Source organism: Streptomyces sp. NPDC002324, from assembly GCF_053593335.1.
On the sequence record NZ_JBSFCF010000020.1, the window covers coordinates 64,290 to 81,358 of the forward strand.

The 17,069-nt window shown below is 72.5% G+C and carries 15 protein-coding genes; 10 read left to right on the forward strand and 5 right to left on the reverse strand.

From position 1 onward, the window contains the following. Window positions 1-10: 10 nt before the first annotated feature. Genes hmgA through ACWCRJ_RS24930 form a run of 3 tightly spaced genes read left to right on the forward strand, consistent with a single transcriptional unit; the run spans window position 11 to window position 3,320 of the window. Window positions 11-1,327: a homogentisate 1,2-dioxygenase gene (gene hmgA / locus ACWCRJ_RS24920; RefSeq protein ID WP_450941359.1), complete on the forward strand. Its 1,317-nt coding sequence runs from the start codon at window positions 11-13 to the stop codon at window positions 1,325-1,327. Between the two features lie 28 nt (window positions 1,328-1,355). Continuing rightward, window positions 1,356-2,105: a GntR family transcriptional regulator gene (locus ACWCRJ_RS24925; protein ID WP_450941360.1), complete on the forward strand. Its 750-nt coding sequence runs from the start codon at window positions 1,356-1,358 to the stop codon at window positions 2,103-2,105. 21 nt (window positions 2,106-2,126) lie between these two features. After that, a complete protein-coding gene (locus ACWCRJ_RS24930; protein WP_450941361.1) occupies window positions 2,127-3,320 on the forward strand; it encodes a type ISP restriction/modification enzyme in 1,194 nt (397 codons plus the stop codon). Window positions 3,321-3,326: 6 nt separating this feature from the next. Here ACWCRJ_RS24930 and ACWCRJ_RS24935 read toward each other — a convergent pair whose 3' ends face one another. Continuing rightward, window positions 3,327-4,034 carry a TetR/AcrR family transcriptional regulator gene (locus ACWCRJ_RS24935; RefSeq protein WP_450941362.1) on the reverse strand — a complete coding sequence of 236 codons (708 nt, stop codon included), beginning with the start codon at window positions 4,032-4,034 and terminating at the stop codon, window positions 3,327-3,329. Between the two features lie 63 nt (window positions 4,035-4,097). Between ACWCRJ_RS24935 and ACWCRJ_RS24940 the strand changes: the two genes are divergently transcribed. From ACWCRJ_RS24940 to ACWCRJ_RS24950, 3 genes are all read left to right on the forward strand, one after another. Beyond that, window positions 4,098-5,066, forward strand: a complete 969-nt coding sequence (locus tag ACWCRJ_RS24940) for an ATP-binding cassette domain-containing protein (protein WP_450941363.1) — start codon at window positions 4,098-4,100, stop codon at window positions 5,064-5,066. After that, entirely contained in the window at window positions 5,063-5,845 is a 783-nt protein-coding gene (locus ACWCRJ_RS24945) for an ABC transporter permease (protein ID WP_334657798.1), read from the forward strand. The genes ACWCRJ_RS24940 and ACWCRJ_RS24945 overlap by 4 nt, the downstream gene beginning before the upstream one ends. 108 nt (window positions 5,846-5,953) lie before the next feature. Next, window positions 5,954-7,177, forward strand: coding sequence for a CaiB/BaiF CoA transferase family protein (locus ACWCRJ_RS24950; RefSeq protein ID WP_450941364.1), 1,224 nt, complete (start codon window positions 5,954-5,956; stop codon window positions 7,175-7,177). Between the two features lie 56 nt (window positions 7,178-7,233). On the opposite strand, the gene ACWCRJ_RS24955 is transcribed toward ACWCRJ_RS24950, so the two are convergent. The 3 genes from ACWCRJ_RS24955 to ACWCRJ_RS24965 form a co-directional block, all read right to left on the reverse strand. Further along, window positions 7,234-7,500 (reverse strand): hypothetical protein, encoded by a 267-nt coding sequence (locus ACWCRJ_RS24955; protein ID WP_450941365.1) that lies wholly within the window; start codon window positions 7,498-7,500, stop codon window positions 7,234-7,236. Between the two features lie 115 nt (window positions 7,501-7,615). After that, on the reverse strand, window positions 7,616-8,428 hold the full coding sequence (locus ACWCRJ_RS24960) for an anti-sigma factor (RefSeq protein ID WP_450941366.1): 813 nt from the start codon (window positions 8,426-8,428) through the stop codon (window positions 7,616-7,618). An 82-nt stretch (window positions 8,429-8,510) separates the two neighbouring features. Further along, the gene (locus tag ACWCRJ_RS24965) at window positions 8,511-9,053 is read right to left on the reverse strand and encodes a sigma-70 family RNA polymerase sigma factor (RefSeq protein ID WP_005485063.1); all 543 of its coding nucleotides are present in this window, start codon (window positions 9,051-9,053) and stop codon (window positions 8,511-8,513) included. Window positions 9,054-9,318: 265 nt separating this feature from the next. Here ACWCRJ_RS24965 and ACWCRJ_RS24970 point away from each other — a divergent pair, with 265 nt between their 5' ends. The 4 genes from ACWCRJ_RS24970 to ACWCRJ_RS24985 all read left to right on the forward strand — a co-directional run bounded on the left by ACWCRJ_RS24970 (window position 9,319) and on the right by ACWCRJ_RS24985 (window position 16,263). Continuing rightward, window positions 9,319-10,839: a DUF4331 domain-containing protein gene (locus ACWCRJ_RS24970; protein ID WP_450941367.1), complete on the forward strand. Its 1,521-nt coding sequence runs from the start codon at window positions 9,319-9,321 to the stop codon at window positions 10,837-10,839. Between the two features lie 136 nt (window positions 10,840-10,975). After that, window positions 10,976-12,604 carry a tetratricopeptide repeat protein gene (locus tag ACWCRJ_RS24975; RefSeq protein ID WP_450941368.1) on the forward strand — a complete coding sequence of 543 codons (1,629 nt, stop codon included), beginning with the start codon at window positions 10,976-10,978 and terminating at the stop codon, window positions 12,602-12,604. Then, window positions 12,601-14,445, forward strand: a complete 1,845-nt coding sequence (locus ACWCRJ_RS24980) for a HoxN/HupN/NixA family nickel/cobalt transporter (RefSeq protein ID WP_450941369.1) — start codon at window positions 12,601-12,603, stop codon at window positions 14,443-14,445. The genes ACWCRJ_RS24975 and ACWCRJ_RS24980 overlap by 4 nt, the downstream gene beginning before the upstream one ends. Before the next feature lie 60 nt (window positions 14,446-14,505). Then, window positions 14,506-16,263, forward strand: a complete 1,758-nt coding sequence (locus tag ACWCRJ_RS24985) for a protein kinase domain-containing protein (RefSeq protein WP_450941370.1) — start codon at window positions 14,506-14,508, stop codon at window positions 16,261-16,263. On the opposite strand, the gene ACWCRJ_RS24990 is transcribed toward ACWCRJ_RS24985, so the two are convergent. After that, window positions 16,247-17,053 (reverse strand): SGNH/GDSL hydrolase family protein, encoded by an 807-nt coding sequence (locus ACWCRJ_RS24990; RefSeq protein WP_450941371.1) that lies wholly within the window; start codon window positions 17,051-17,053, stop codon window positions 16,247-16,249. The genes ACWCRJ_RS24985 and ACWCRJ_RS24990 overlap by 17 nt on opposite strands. Between the last annotated feature and the right edge of the window lie 16 nt (window positions 17,054-17,069).

The following is a 17,069-nucleotide window of genomic DNA, read 5'->3' on the forward strand; positions in this document are numbered from 1 at the left end:
GGGAGCGGGCATGAGCGGGGACGCGAGGAAGACGGCCGAGGGACTGGAGTACCTCTCCGGTTTCGGCAACGAGCACGCCTCGGAGGCGGTCCCCGGCGCACTGCCGCACGGCCGCAACTCACCGCAGCGCGCCCCGCTCGGGCTCTACGCGGAGCAGCTCAGCGGCACCGCGTTCACCGAGCCGAGGTCCCACAACCGCCGCTCCTGGCTCTACCGGATCCGCCCCTCGGCCGCCCACCCGGCCTTCACGCGCACCGGCAACGGCGCCCTGCGCACGGCCCCCTTCACCGAGACGGTGCCCGACCCCAACCGCCTGCGCTGGAACCCCCTCCCCGAGCCCCCGGCCGGCACCGACTTCCTCGGCGGCCTGTGGACGCTCGGCGGCAACGGCGACGCGGCCCAACGCTCGGGCATGGCCGTGCACCTGTATCACGCCGATACGGCGATGGAGCGGGTCTTCAGCGACGCGGACGGCGAACTCCTGATCGTCCCGGAGCGCGGCGGCCTGCTGCTGCGCACCGAGTTCGGTCTGCTCCACGCCGAGCCCGGCGAGATCGCCCTGATCCCGCGGGGCGTCCGTTTCCGCGTCGACCTCCTCGACGGCTCCGCCCGCGGCTACGTCTGCGAGAACTACGGCGCCCCCTTCCGCCTCCCCGACCTCGGCCCGATCGGCGCCAACGGCCTGGCGAACGCCCGCGACTTCCGGGCGCCGGCGGCCGCGTACGAGGACGTCGACGGCCCGGTGGAGGTGGTGAACAAGTACTGCGGCAACCTCTGGACGGCCACCTACGACCACTCCCCCCTCGACGTGGTCGCCTGGCACGGCAACTACACGCCGTACGTCTACGACCTGCGCCGGTTCAACGTCATCGGGAGCATCTCGTACGACCACCCGGACCCGTCGATCTTCACGGTCCTGACGTCGCCGAGCGACACCCCCGGTCTGGCCGGGGTGGACTTCGTCGTGTTCGCGCCGCGCTGGCTGGTCGGCGAGGACACGTTCCGGCCGCCGTACTTCCACCGGAACGTGATGAGCGAGTACATGGGTCTGATCGAGGGCGCGTACGACGCGAAGGCGGAGGGCTTCGTGCCCGGTGGCGGCTCGCTGCACTCCATGATGTCGGCGCACGGACCGGACCGGGAGACCTTCGACCGGGCGAGCGCGGCGGAGCTGCGGCCGCAGCGGGTCGACGACGGCCTCGCCTTCATGTTCGAGACGCGCTGGCCGATCCTCATGACCGCGCAGGCGGCCCGCGCGGAGCACCTGCAACAGGGGTACGACGAGGTGTGGTCCGGGCTCCAGCGCCACTTCGGCCCGTTGCACTGAACGTGTCGCGCCGGGTACGGATAGCGTCGTGACCTCATTCGCTCCGGACTCGATCGTCCTGAACCGCAAACTGCCGCTCTGGTATCAGGTGTCGCAGTCCCTGCGTGCCTCGATACTCGGCCGGTCGCCCCAGGACCCCCTGCGGCTGCCGACCGAGGAGCAGTTGGCCGGGCACTACGGCGTGAGCGTGCTGACCATGCGGCAGGCGCTGAAGGAGCTGGAGGACGAGGGGCTGATCACCCGGCACCGCCGGCGCGGCACGTTCATCGAGCCGAGCGCCCGGCGGGGCTCGCCGGTCCGCCTGCTGGGCTCGGTGGACGCGATCGTGGCCCAGCAGTCGGGTATGACGACCGAGCTGCTGGAGCAGGGCAGCACTCCCCTGTCGGGTGAACTCATCGAGTACTTCCCGGACTTGACCGAGGTCGCCACGTACCACCGGCTGCGTGGCGACGAGAAGACGGGCGAGCCGACCAACCACGCCCGCAACTACGTGCGCCCCGAGCTGGCCGCGCTCATCGACCGCGACGATCTGCTCCGCTGGCCGATGACGAAGGTGCTGCGCGATGTCGTGGGTGTGGCCATCGGCCGGATCACCGACACCGTCGAGGCCCGTCTCGCCGACCCGGAGACGGCCCGCCTCCTCCAGGTCCCGCTGCTCAGCCCGATCCTGCACTACACGGGTGTCACCTACGACGACACCGGCCGCGTCCTCGACGTGGCGGTCATCCACTACCGCGGCGACCGCTTCTCGTTCACGGTCACCCTCGACGCCCACTGACCCGGAGGACCAGGTCGTACGATGCCCAGCGTGACGCTCGACGACGCTCCGCTCCTCGCGGACCTCATGCCGTGGTCGGTCGCACCGCCACGGCTGGGGCGGGGGTGGCCGGCGGCCCCCGACGCGGCCTCCCTGAGGGCCCGCTGGGACGCGCTGATGAAGACCGAGGGCCCGGACCGCGAGGCCCTGTTCGCGCCCACCCGCTCCCGTACCCCCTCCTCGGCGGTGGCCCAGCTGCCGGGCCGGTCCGGCGGCACCGGCCGGCTGGCCCGTGAGTCGGGCCCCTGCGCCGAGCCGGTCCGCGTCCTGGCCGCCCCGTTCGACGAGCAGTGGCTCATCCCCGACCACCGCCTGATCGACGCCGCCCGTCCGGAGCTGTGGCGGGTGGCGGACGAGCACCAGGTCTTCGTGGTCGAGCAGACGGTCGCCCCGGACGCGCCCGGCCCCCTGCTCCTCGCGTCGGCCGTGCTTCCGCTCGCCCCGCCGCACGGCCCCCGCGCCGGCCGTGTCCACCCGCTGTACCGCCGCCCGGGGGCCGTCGAGCCGAACCTCGCACCGGGCCTGCCGGAGTACCTCGGCGAGCGTCTGGGCACCGGTCCCGTCGATGCCGTCGACGTCCTCGCCTGGATCCTGGTCGCCGCGCGTCCCGGCCCCCGCGGCACCCGGGTTCCACTGCCCGCCGAGGCGGACGTCTGGGCCGAGGGCGTGGAGCTGGGCCGCCGGACCCTGTGGCTGATGCGCCGCGACGGCGACCGTCCCAAGCTTCCCGGTGGCCGCCGCCCGTACGTGCGCGCCCCGCTTCCCTCCCGGCCCGTGGAGATCCTTTACGACCGCGACGAGGAGACCCTCCTCATCGACGAGGGCCGTATCTCCCCCGTCCCGTCCGAGGCATGGGACCTCCACGTCGGCGGTGTCCGTGTACTGGAGGAGTGGCTGGCCCGCAGAACGGAACAGGCGGAGCCGGGCACGCTGGAGGCGATCCGCCCGACGACCTGGCCGCAGACCTGGACGTCGGAGCTGCTGGAACTGGTCACGGTGCTGGCGCTGCTGGCGGAACTGCGTCCCGGGCAGGCCGAGCCGGCGGTCGGCCCGCCGATCACGGTGGCGGAGTTGCGTGGGGCGGGTGTGCTCCCGGTCCCGGAGTCCGCCCGCAGGCCCGCGTCGGTCCTGGACCATCAGGAGGAGGGGCCGGAGGGCCAGTTCACGCTGCTGTAGGGCCGGCTACGGCGCGAACGAGTCCAGCACCCTTCCCACCATCCACTCGAACACGGCTTCCAGATCGATCGGCCCCGCGTCCTCCATGAAGGCAGCGGCCAGCCGGGGATAGGCCCCGCTCGCGATCTGCGCCCCGAGATACGCGATCCGGACCTCGTTCTCGCGCCCCTCCGACCAGGGCAGTGACCGCACCCGCTCGGCCGTCGCCAGCTCGTTGGCCACATAGGTCGTCACGCAGCCGTTCAGCATGCCCAGGAGCTGCATCTTGGACCCGTAGGGCGCGTCGAGCGGATCCATGCAGGCGAGGCAGTGCTCCAGGTAGCGCATCGCGTGGGGGCTGAACCCGTAGACCGGCGACATGAGCCGAGGCATCCACGGGTGGCGGCGCAGCAGGTCACGCGTCTGGTACGCCACCCGTCGCAGCTCGGCCCGCCAGTCCTCGCCGGGTTCCCACAGCTCGTGCTCCCCGGCGACCGCGTCGACCATCAGTTCGTACAGGTCCTCCTTGCGGGGCACGTAGTTGTACAGCGACATGGTGCCGCAGCCCAGCTCGGCCGCGACGTGCCGCATGGAGACCGCGTCGAGACCCCCCGCGTCGGCGAGCCGCACGGCCACCGCCGCGATGTCCGCGCGACTGAACGCGGGCCTGGGGCCCCGGCCGGTGCGCTCGGGACGCGCCCAGATCACTGCGGGTTCGGCCGCTCGGCCAGCCATCGGTCATCACCTCGATCACCATCGTAGTTACGTACAGCGTACGTAGTGCGCTATGGTCGACCCATGACAACTACGTACGCTGTACTTAGTGAGGGTCTGGAGAAGCGTTTCGGAGACGTCCACGCCGTGCGCGGGCTCGATCTGGCCGTCGCGCAGGGCACGGTGGTCGGGATGCTCGGCCCGAACGGGGCGGGCAAGACGACGGCCGTACGGCTGTTGGCGACGCTGCTGCGGCCGGACGCGGGCTCGGCGCGGATCGCGGGTCACGACCTGCTGCGGGAGCCGGGCGCGGTCCGGCGGGCGATCGGCGTGACGGGGCAGTACGCGTCGGTGGACGGCGATCTGACCGGGCGCCAGAACCTGCGGCTGTTCGCGCGGCTGCACCACGTCCGCGACACGGCTGGCCGCGCGGGCGAACTCCTCGACCGCTTCGGACTGACCGAGGCCGCCGACCGGCCCGCCTCCACCTACTCGGGCGGCATGCGCCGCCGGCTCGATCTGGCCGCCAGCCTGATCCGGCGCCCGGCGGTGCTCTTCCTCGACGAGCCCACCACCGGGCTGGACCCGGTCAGCCGCAACCAGATCCGGGACGCCGTGCGCGCTCTGAAGGAGGACGGGACGACCGTGCTGCTGACCACGCAGTATCTGGAGGAGGCCGACCAGCTCGCCGACCGGATCGTGCTGATGGACCGGGGCCGGATCGCGCACAGCGGCTCACCGCCCGAGCTCAAGGCGCTCATCGGCTCCTACGCGGAGGCCGTCGTCGCCCACGCGGACGCGATGACCGGGGCCGCGGCCGTCCTCGACCGACTGACCGGCGCGCGGCCCTCGTTCGACGACGAGCGGCACGCGGTCGGCGCGGTCACCCTCGACCCGACGCTCACCCTCCCCCGGCTGGTGCGCGAACTCGACGCGGCGGGCGTGCCGTTGCTCGACGCCAGCCTGCGCCCGCCGACCCTCGACGACGTGTTCCTCCGCCTCACCGGGGGCACCGGCCCGGACCTCTCCGACCTCAAGGAGCCTGCGGCATGAGCGCGTTGGCGTACGACGGCACGGCGATGCTGGGCCGGCAGCTGCGACGGCTGCGGAACAACCCCGGACTGCTGATCCTGACGCAGACCATGCCCGTGTCGATGCTGCTGTTCTTCGGGTACGTCTTCGGCAGCGCCCTCGCGGTACCGGGCGAGGAGTACCGGCGGTTCCTGGTGCCCGGTCTGCTGGTGGCGACGGCCGCCGGCGGGATCATGACCGGCATGTTCGAGGCCGCGCGGGACACGCACCGGGGCGTGATGGACCGCTTCCGCGCCCTGCCGATGAGCCGGGCGGCCGTGCCGCTCGGGCAGGCGCTGGCGGACGTGCTCGTCACGGCCGCGGGAGCGGTGCTGTTCCTGCTGGTCGGGCTCGCGGTGGGCTGGCGCGTCGAAGGGGGCGCGCCGGAGGCGGCCGGCGCGTTCGGGCTGTTGCTGCTGTTCCGGTTCGCGGCCGTGTGGACGGGCATCTACCTGGGCCTGCTGACCCGCAACGAGGAGGCGGCGGGACAGCTGGGCGGCGCGACGTTCCTGCTGCCTCTGCTGTCCAACGCGTACATCCCGGCGGAGGGCCTGCCCGGCTGGCTGCGCACGGCCGCCGAGTGGAATCCGATCAGCGCGCTCGCCACGGCCCTGCGCGACCTCTTCGGCAACGCGCCCGTCCCCGAGGGCGCCGCCTGGCCGGTGGCCCATCCCGTCGCCGGGTCGCTGCTGTGGTGCGCCGTCCTGCTCGCGGTGTTCGTGCCGCTCGCGGTCCGCACCTACGCCGCGGGGCCCCGGTGACCGCCGTCTCCCGTGGAGGGCGGACCGGAACCGGGGTGTGAGCGGGGGCGGACGCCGGGGCACGTGACGCTCGGCACGCCCTGATGACAACGGCGTCCCGGCGGGGACATGATCCACGGCATGCGTCCACTCCCCCGCACCGGCGAACCGCTGCCCCTGGACGGCGTCACCGTCGTCGCCGTCGAGCAGGCCGTCGCCGCGCCCTTCGCCACCCGGCAGCTCGCCGACCTGGGCGCACGCGTGATCAAGGTCGAGCGGGTGGACGGCGGTGACTTCGCCCGCGGCTACGACACGGCGGCCCGGGGCCTGGCCTCGCACTTCGTGTGGTGCAACCGGGGCAAGGAGTCCCTGGCGCTGGACCTGAAGGACCCGCGCGGCCTGGCCGTCGTCACGCGGCTGGTGGCGGACGCGGACGTGTTCGTGCAGAACCTCGCGCACGGCGCGGCGGCCCGGCTCGGCCTGGACGCGGCCACGCTGTGCGCCGCGCACCCCCGGCTGATCGCGGTGGACATCTCGGGCTACGGGGCGTCGGGACCGTACGCGGACAAGCGGGCGTACGACATGCTCGTGCAGTGCGAGGCCGGTCTGGTGTCGGTCACGGGGACGCCGGAGCAGCCGGTGAAGGCCGGCATCCCGGCGGCGGACATCGCCGCCGGGATGTACGCGTTCTCGGGGGTGCTGGCGGCGCTGGTGCGGCGGGGCACGACCGGGCGGGGCGGGCCGGTGGAGGTGTCGATGCTGGAGGCGCTGGCCGAGTGGATGGGGCACCCGCTGCACCACACGTTGCACGGCGGGACCGCGCCGGCGCGCACGGGGCTCGGGCACGCGGTGATCGCGCCGTACGACGCCTACGCGACGGCGGACGGCGGACGGGTGCTGCTGTCGGTGCAGAACGACCGGGAGTGGCGACGGCTCGCCGAACAGGTACTGGGGCGGCCGGAGTTGGCGGACGATCCGGCGTTCGCGACGAACCCCGCCCGGGTCGAGCGCCGGGAGCGGACCGACGAGCTGGTCGCGTCGGCGCTCGGGATGCTGGGCACCGACGCGGCGCTGGAACGGCTGGAGGCGGCGGGGATCGCCTGTGCGCGGCTGAGGGACGTCACGGAGGTGGCGGAGCATCCGCAGTTGGCGGCGCGGGACCGGTGGCGGGAAGTGGAATCACCGGTGGGGCCGCTCAGGACGCTGCTGCCGCCCATCACGCTGCCCGGCGGGGACGAGGCGCGGATGGGAGCGGTGCCCGCGCTCGGGGAGCACACCGGTTCGCTGCTCCGTGCCGCGGGGATGACGGACGAGGAGATCGCAGCGCTGCGCCGGGACGGTGTGGTCGCCTGAAACGCGGGCCTCCTGCGGAAGCCCTTGATGCCCTGGTGCCTTGATGCGGCTAGCGGCTAGCGGCCGCCGAACAGCGAGCGGCGCAGCCTCTTCAGGGGTGCGAACAGCGAGACCCGGCCGAGGCGCGTGTCCTTGCGGCTGCTGCGCTCCTGCGGGGAACGTGACGTTATCTCGCGCATCAGCGAGGTCGCCTCGGCCGCCTCGCGCTGCGGCACGGCGGGGCCGCTCAGCACCGAGAGATGGCGGTCGAGCCGCGAACTGGTCGCGGTGCTCCCGCACGTGATCGCAGGGACTCGCGCCCTGCGTACTGCTATCTGTTCCATGTCACTCCCCACCCGTACGAGTCCACCCGGCCCGGGCAGCGTAACCATATCGCCCCGTTGGAGCACTCGGGAATCACGGGCCCGCTATTCCTCTACCCCGCAAGGGGGTTGTTGACTACTCTCCGAATCCGACCGATTCCAGGGCGAGTTGGACAACTGGCTGGCCGGTGGGCTGTGCTGAGCCGCCGTCGGGTTCGACGGTCACCGCGAGTGACGTCGCGTCGGTGTTCATTCCGTCGGCGACCAAGGGCGTGTCGCCGTCGAAGAGACCCAGGGAGCGTGGTTGCACGTCGGGGCGCATGAGCCAGAGCTGGTGCACCCGGTTCTTCGGGAGGTCCTCGAATCCGCTGAGGGTCACGATCGCGCTCCCCTCCTCGGCGGAAGCGATCACTCCGATCACATGACCCTCCGTGTCCCGGTCGTTGCTCGCTCGCGCGTCCGGTGCGGCGAGAACGTGGGCGATCTCACTGGCCCGTGTCCGTTCGGCGGCCAGTTCGTCCCGGGTGCGGTCGGCCTGGACGGCGAAGAGGGACGCCACCACGAGTGCGGCGGCGGCCGTGACGGTGGCCAGCGGAACGAGCCAAGAGCGCAGACGGGGCGCACGGGCGCGCGACTTCGGCGGCGGCTCGGTGCCCCACACATGCCGCGGCAGATGCTGCTGCCGCGAGGGCTGGGCGCTCCAGGAACGGTTTTCCTGGGGCGTGTCGCGTACGGCGGCGAAGACCCGGTCGCGCATCGCCGCCGGCGCCGGGGCGGCCGTCGACCAGGCGAGGCGGACGGCGTCCTCGGACAGGGCCCGCACCTCGGCGGGACAGCGGTCGCAGCCCTCCAGGTGCTTCTCGAACCGGCGCCGCTCGTCGGGTTCCAGGGCGTCGAGCGCGTAGGGAGCGGCGAGCGAGTGGAGGTCCTCGCGGCGGAAGAGGCTCATGCCACGCCTCCCGCCGGCGCACACGCCCCGCGGGGCGCGCGAGCGCGTGGACCCCCGGGTTCCACGCGGTGGATCAGGGCGCTCATGCGACTCCTCCCAGGCATTCGCGCAGCCGTGTGAGTCCGTCGCGCATACGGGTCTTGACCGTGCCGAGGGGGCAGGAGAGCCGCTCGGCCACTTCACGGTAGGTATAGCCGTCGTAGTAGGCGAGGGTGACGGACTCGCGCTGGAGGGTGGTCAGCTTGTCCAGGCAGTGGCGCACCCACTGGCGTTCGAGGCCGGCCTCGACCTCCTCGGCGACCTGGTCGAAGGCCGGGTGGTGGTAGCGGCGTCCCTCACGCTGTTCGCGCTCGGTGGCGGCGCGGGCGCTGCGCACCCGGTCCACCGCGCGCCGGTGCGCGAGGGTGAGTATCCAGGACAGGGCGCTGCCCCGGGCCGGATCGAAGCGGCCCGCGGAACGCCAGAGTTCGAGCAGCACCTCCTGAGCCACCTCCTCCGACTGCGCGGGGTCGCGTACGACCCGGCGCACCAGTCCGAAGACCGGGCCGGACACCACCGCGTACAGCTCCTCGAACGCCCGTTGATCGCCTCCGGCCACCCGGACCAGAAGCTTGTCCGCCTCCACACGCTCCCCCTCGTCTCCGGCCGAGCACGGCCATCCCCGCGCGTAAGGCATTCGCAACAGACCCACCTCCGGATGGGGTTACGGATCAGGCTGCCCGAAACGCGGGTCTTCGGTCGACCGATCCGAACATCGGATCAACGAATCGTGCTCTCCGCTGAGTCAACCTCTCAAACGCGCCGTAAGAACGTTTGGGATTCGACCAATCCACCCTGCCGACCGCTCCGAATGGCGTTCGTCAGGCAAGTTGGGACAGAGGACGGACGGCATGACACCTACTTCCAGGAGCGGCTCGGGACGCAGGAGCGTCGCGTCCCTCATCTGTGCTTCGCTGGCCGCCGGCGGGCTCGCCGCCGCCGGCGTGACCGTGCTGGAGCCGGGGGCGGCCTCCGCCTCCAGCCACCGGGAGGCCCCGCTGATCTCGGGGGACCCCCAGTTCGACAACACCGATGTCTACGCCTTCGTCAGCCCGGACAAGCCGGACACGACCACGGTCATCGCGAACTGGATCCCCTTCGAGGAGCCCGCGGGCGGACCGAACTTCTTCACCTTCTCCGAGGACGCGCAGTACGACATCCGCGTCGACCAGGACGGCGACGCGCAGGAAGACCTGATCTTCCGGTACACGTTCGACACGAAGACGAAGAACGACAAGACCTTCCTGTACAACACGGGCGTCGTGGAGAGCCTCGACGACCCGGACCTCAACATCACGCAGACCTACGACATCGAGCTCATCAAGCTGAAGAACCGCCGCGCGGTCTCCAAGACGCAGCTCGCGGACGATGTGTGGGTGGCCCCGTCGAACGTCGGCAAGGCGTCGATGCCGAACTTCAAGAAGCTGCGCGACGAGGCGGTCTACAAGACGGCGAGCGGGGTGACGACGTACGCCGGTCAGGCCGACGACCCGTTCTTCCTGGACCTGCGCGTCTTCGACCTGCTGTACGGCGGTGACCTCTCCGAGGTCGGGCGGGACACGCTCAAGGGCTACAACGTCAACTCGATCGCGCTCCAGGTCCCGAGCGAGGCGCTCGTGCAGTCCAAGGACCAGCCGATCGTCGGTATCTGGTCCACGACCCAGCGTGCGGGCGCCGACGGCCAGTACCGCCAGGTGTCGCGCCTCGGCATGCCGCTGGTGAACGAGGTCGTCAACCCCATCGGGGACAAGGACAAGTTCAACGCGTCCTCACCGGCGGACGACGCCCAGTTCCTGAAGAACGTCACCGAGCCGGAGCTGCCCAAGCTCATCGAGGCGATCTACAAGATCCCGGCGCCGAAGGAGCCGCGCAACGACCTCGTCGACGTCTTCCTCAAGGGCGTCGAGGGCCTCAACCAGCCGCCGCACGTGACCCCGTCGGAGCAGCTGCGCCTCAACACCTCCATCGAGCCCACCAAGAAGCCGAAGCGGCTCGGTGTGCTGGACGGCGACAACCAGGGCTTCCCGAACGGCCGCCGGCTCACCGACGACGTGCTCGACATCGCGCTGCAGGTCGTCGAGGGCGAACTCGTCGACGCGCCCAACGACCTGGGTGACGCGGTGAACAAGAACGACAAGAAGTTCGGCAAGTACTTCCCGTACGTCGGTCTGCCGACGGCCGGTTCGCGTGGCAAGACCGTCAAGGGCAACACCACGAACAGCGTCCGCAGCGCGATCGGCACCGGCGTCGAGAGCGGCACCGACGACACCACGCTGATCGCCGCATCGGCCGGCGCCGGCGCGGCCGGTGTCCTGCTCATCGGCGGTGGCCTGCTGTGGTGGCGCCGTCGGAACGACCGCGCCTACTACTAGGCCGCCCCGACCGGGCCCTCCCCCATCGGGCCCGGTCACCGAGACCGGCGCGGCCCGCCCGTATCCATCCCCCACGGCGCGGGCCGCGCCCCACGATCACCACCATCGCGCTCGGCAAGGATGTTGAGGAGAGGGCATGTCCCCGCGTACGAACGACAGCGCGTCGCAGGACGGACGCCGGCGTCCCGGCGAGGGGACTCCCGCGACCGAGGCCGCCGAGCGCGACCAGGCCGGCCCCGCCCCCGCCCCCGCCCCCGCCCCCGCCCCCGCCCCCGCCTGCGAGGACGACACCGCCTCGTCCGACGTCACCGCGGCCGAGCCCGCGTCGAAAACCGGGTCCGAACCCGAGCCCGTACCCGCGGCCGAACCCGAGCCCGTACCCGCGGCCGAGCCCGAGTCCGTAACCGGGGCCGACGGCCGTCGGCCCGCCTCCGAGTCCGGGCGGCGCCGGCTGGTGCGGCTCACCGCGTGCGCGGCCGCGCTGGCCGTCGCGTTCACCGGGTTCGCCGTGGCGCTCGGGGCCAGGGACGACGACCGGACGACGGTGGCGGCCTCCACCTCCCAGGGAGTCTCGGCGGCCCAGCTCGCCCACGGCGACCTCGACACGGGGGTCAAGCTGCTCCAGGCCCATCTCCGGCAGCAGCCCAAGGACTTCGGCTCCTGGTCCACGCTCGGCCTCGCCTATGTCGAGCAGGCCCGGGTCAAGGGCGACTCCTCGCGCTACCCGCAGGCCGAGAAGGCCCTGCGGCGCTCGCTGAAGCTGCGGCCGGACAACGACCCGGCGCTCGCGGGCCTCGCCGCCCTCGCCGCCGCCCGCCACGAGTTCGGCGACGCGCTGCGGTACGCGGACCGGGCACTCGAGGAGAACCCCTACAGCGAACGAGCGTTGTGCAGCCGCGTCGACGCCCTGGTCGAACTCGGCCGCTACGACGACGCGTCGAAGGCGGTGAAGCTCGCCGACAGCCGCCGCCCCGGCATCCCGGTGTTCACGCGGTACGCCTACGTCCACGAGCTGCGCGGCGACGTGAAGACCGCCCGCCGTGTCCTGAACATGGCCCTGAGGTCGGCGGCCACGCGGGGCGACATCGCCTACGTGGCCACCCAGCTCGGCCAACTCGCCTGGCGGCAGGGCGACTACAAGACCGCGCTCACCCACTACGCGCGCGCCCTCGGCGCCGACGACACCTACCTCCCCGCGCTGGAGGGCCGCGCCCGCGCCCAGGCCGCGAGCGGCGACCGCGCGGAGGCGATCCGCGGCCTGGAGCAGGTCGTGGCCTCCTATCCGCTGCCCGGACCGCTCGTCGTGCTCGGCGAGCTGTACGAGGCCAAGGGCGACAAGGCCAAGGCCCGCGACCAGTACGCGCTGGTGGACGCCTACACCGCCATCGCCCGGTCCTACGGCGTCAACGCCGACCTCGACACCGCGCTCGCCGCCGCCGACCACGGTGACCGCAAGGCCGCGCTCAAGGCCGCCGAGGCCGAGTGGAAGCGCCGGGAGACGGTCCACACGGCGGACGCCCTCGCCTGGGCGCTGCACGTCAACGGCCGCGACGACGAGGCCCTGCCGTACGCCCGCCGCGCCACCGCCACCGGCTACCGGGACGCGACCTTCCTGTACCACCGGGGCATGGTCGAGAACGCGGCCGGCGACAAGAAGAAGGCGAGGGCCTCGCTGAAGGGGGCGCTCGACCTCAACGCCGGTTTCTCGCCGCTCGGCGCGGCACGGGCCCGTACGACCCTGAAGTCTCTGGAGACCGCCAAGTGAGCACTCCCCGGCGCGCGTTCGCCTCCGGCACGGCCGTGTTCCTGGCCGCCTGCGCACTCGTCCTGGTCCCCACCGGGACGGCGAGCGCGCACCCGCTGGGCAACTTCACCGTCAACCGGTACGACGGTCTGGTCGCCGCCCCCGGGCAGCTGAGGATCCTCCATGTCGAGGACCTGGCGGAGATCCCGGCCACCCAGGCCGCGCCCGCCATCGAGCGGCAGGGCGTGGGCGACTGGGCCCGGGATCGGTGCGAGAAGGCCGCCGAGGGCAGTGAGGTCACGGTCGACGGGAGCGCCGTCGAGGTGGCGCTCGGGTCGAGCCGGGCCGAGGAACGGCCGGGCCAGGCGGGGCTGAAGACGCTGCGCGTGGAGTGCCGGCTGACGGCCGCCCTGCCCGACCGGGCCGCCGACGTACGCTTCCACGCGGCCGTCGACTCGGGGCCCGGCTGGCGTGAGGTGACCGCCCAGGGCGACCGGACGACCCTGGCCGGGTCGGACGTGCCCGAGGAGTCGGTCTCGAAGCGGCTCACGAGCTACCCCGAGGAGTTGCTGCAGTCGCCGGAGGACACGGCGACGGCGTCCCTCCAGGTCGAGCCGGGCGGCCCGGCGCTGGCCGAGCAGCGGAGCGACGCGCCCGGCGCCTCGATTCTGCCGCGGGGCGCCGACCGCTGGACCAGGGCCCTCGACGACCTGGTCTCCAGCCACGACCTCACCCTCGGCTTCGGCGCCCTGGCCTTCGGCATCGCCATGTTCCTGGGGGCCATGCACGCGCTCGGCCCGGGTCACGGCAAGACCCTGATGGCCGCGACGGCCGCCGCCCGCGACCGGGCCCGGATGCGCGACGTGCTGCCCATGGCCGCGTCCGTGACGGTCACCCACACCCTGGGCGTGGTCGCCCTCGGCCTCCTCGTCCTCGCCGGCTCCGCCGCCGCCCCGTCCGTCATCACCTGGCTGGGCATCGCGAGCGGCCTGTTCGTGATGGGCGCGGGGCTGACGCTCGCACGACGTGCCTGGCTGAACCGCAAACTGACACTCACGCACGCGAAGGCCCACGACCAGGGCCACACGCACGACCACGACGACGACCACAGTCACCCGCACGACCACCGTCACGATCACGGTCATGAGCACCACCACGACCACGACCACGGTCACTCCCACAGCCACGGCGACGGCCACTCCCACACACACGACCACGCGCCCGCGCCCGAACCCGCCCGTGAACTGGTCCTCGCCCAGGCCAGCCCCTCCCCCACCCGCGCGCACGGCGAGACCCGCGCGCACACCCACGCGTCGGTCGCGACCCACACCCACGACCACCGGCACGGTGACGACCACAAGCACGACCACGGTCACGGTCACCGGCACGACCACGACCACCCGCACAGCCACGACCACGAGCACGACCACCACCACGCCCCCGACCAGAAGCGCTCCCTCTTCGGCGGCGGCGTCACGCACACCCACGGCGGCTTCACCCACACGCACCCCACCGCCCCCACCCTGCGCGGCACGATCCTGCTCGGCTTCGCGGGCGGCATGGTGCCGAGCCCGTCGGCCGTGGTCGTCCTGGTCGGCGCGGCGGCGCTGGGCAAGGCGTGGTTCGGGCTGCTGCTCGTGGTGGCGTACGGCATCGGGCTGGCGCTCACGTTGACGGCGGCCGGGTACGCCGTCGTGAAGGCGGGCGGCTGGGTGACGCGGGTGATGGACCGGGGCGAGGGCCGGCTCGGCGGGCCGACGGCCGCGCTGGTGCGCAGGACCGTGCCGTTGATGTCGGCCCTGTTGGTTGTCGCCCTGGGGGCTGGTTTGGTGTTCAGGGGGGCAACATCCGCACTCGGCTGAGCTACTTTTGTGGGGAAATCGCACGGAGTGGAGATTTCAGGCGGATGCGAGTGACGGGGGATGGCCGTGTCCGAAGAACCGGGCAGTGAACGGGTGATCGCGGGCCGGTACCGGCTGCTGACCCCGCTGGGCGAAGGCGGCATGGGGACCGTGTGGCGGGCCCGTGACGAGGTGCTGCACCGCGAGGTCGCCGTCAAGGAGGTGAAGGCGCCGGGCGGGATCCCGGTGTCCGACGTCGAGCGGATGTACGCCCGGCTGGAGCGGGAGGCGTGGGCGGCCGCGCGGGTCGCCAACCGCAATGTCGTCACCGTGTACGACGTGGCCATGGAGGACGGCCGCCCGTGGATCGTGATGGAGCTGGTGCGCGGTGTGTCGCTCGCCGACCTCCTGGACGCCGAGGGCCCGATCGACCCCCAGCGCGCCGCGCACATCGGCGCCGAGGTGCTGTCCGCGCTGCGCGCCGCGCACGAGGCCGGGGTGCTGCACCGGGACGTGAAGCCGGCGAACGTGCTGATGTCCAACGACGGCCGGGTCGTCCTCACCGACTTCGGTATCGCGACGGTCGAGGGCAGCTCCGCGCTGACCATGACCGGCGAGGTCATCGGCTCCCCCGAGTTCCTCGCCCCCGAGCGCGCCCTCGGCCGGGCCTTCGGCCCCGAGTCGGACCTGTGGTCGCTCGGCGTGCTGCTGTACGCGGCCGTCGAGGGCAACTCCCCCTTCCGGCAGAACACCCCGCTGAGCACCTTGCGCGCGGTCGTCGACGAGGAGCTTCCGCCGCCGCACCGGGCCGGTCCGCTGACCCCGGTGATCGAGGGGCTGCTGCGCAAGGACCCGGCCGACCGGCTCCCCGCCGAACAGGCCGAGCGGGACCTGCGGATCGTCGGCGCCGGAGGTACGCCCTCCGGCACGGGCACCCCGCGCTCCGACACGCTCGCGTCGGCGTCGTACGACCCGACGGTGGCCGCCTTCCCCGCCGCGGGCGCGGGGCGGGGCACGAACCAGTACGGCGCGCCGACTCCGCCGCGCCCCGTCCCGGCCGCCGCGACGCACCCCTCCCCGGTGCCGGCCGGCGGGCGGGACCGCAACCGCCGTGCCCTCGTCTTCCTGGTCGCCGGTATCGCGGCGATCGCCCTCGCCGTCGCGGGGCTGACGTACGCCCTGGTCAACCGTGACGACGGCGGTAAGGACAACAATCCCACCAACGGCGCGGGCACGGTGGGCGGGACCGACGGCGGGACGGCCGACGGCGGTACGGGCGAGGAGGAACCCGGCGGCGGCGCCACGGAGGACGACAGCGAGACCCCCTCCGGGACACCCGAGGAGAAGCCGACCACCAAGCCGCCCGCGCAGTCGGTCGACGTGACGGTGACGGGCGCGAACACCGACTACTCCGGCGCCTGTCCGCCGCCGGACGACCAGGTGCCCAACTTCACCGCGACGTTCACCGTGGGCAGCGTCCCCGTGGATGTCCAGTACCGCTGGGTGGCGAAGAACGGGCAGATCGACGACACCGGCTGGAAGACGCTGTCCTTCTCCGCCGGCGGCGAGAAGACCAAGCGGGACCAGGTCGTGGTCTCGACGAACGGCAGTCACACGGACGAGATCAGCGTCGAGGTCCGGGGACCGGTGAGCAAGAAGTCCAACGCGGTCGGGTTCTCGGTGACGTGCGAGACGGAGGCCCCGACCACGGGCGGGACCTCCCCCGGCGACGACCAGGAGAACCCCGGCGAGTACAGCGACTCCGACGCCGACTACGACGACGAGGCCGGGGTCCTCACCGGGGTGGCTCCCTACGGAGCCGTCAGGCCGCGTTCCTGAGGACCGGGAGATAGCCGCCGGACTGTCCGGCGGCCTTCGGGTGGTAGGACTCGCCCGTGTTCAGCAGGTTGAGGCTGTGCAGCCACGCGCTGCCCGAGCACAGTTCGTGCCCGGTGAACGTCGGACGGACGTCGCCGAAGGTGAAGCCGTGGTCGGCGGCGCGTTTGGCGATCGCGGTGTTCAGATGGTCGGCCGCGTTGTTGATGGCGGACCGCTTGGCCTGGGAGAGGCCGGGGCAGGTGCCGCCGAGCTGGTAGAAGCGGGGGTAGCCGAGCACCACCACATGGGCGGCCGGTGCCTTCGCGCTGATCGCCGAGTAGACCTTGTCGAGTTGGCCGGGGAGCGTGGAGTCGACGTACGCCTTGGCCGTGTTGATGCGCGAGACGCAGGAGCTGTCGGACTGCAGGACGCACGTGGTCATGACGTCGGCGAAGCCGGCGTCGTTGCCGCCGACGCTCACCGAGACCAGCCCCGTGCCCGTGCCGAGCGGTCCCAGCTGACGCGCCAGAACATCACCCGTTCGGGCGCCCGAGCAGGCCGTGAAGTCGAAGGACGAGGGTGAGTTGGCGGCCGCCCAGAGGTACGGGTAGGCCTTCGTGCTGCGCTTGCAGTCGCCGCTGGAGGAGATGTAGCTACCGGCGCCGACGCCCGAGGAGTAGGAGTCGCCGAGCGCCACATAGCCGGTGGCGGCGGCCTGTTGGGACGCCTCGGCCGTCGTGGCCCCGGTGAGGGCGACGCCGACGGCGAGCAGGAGTGAGGTCATGTATGCCGCAAGTCGGGAACGTCTCATGGAACCTCCCTATAGC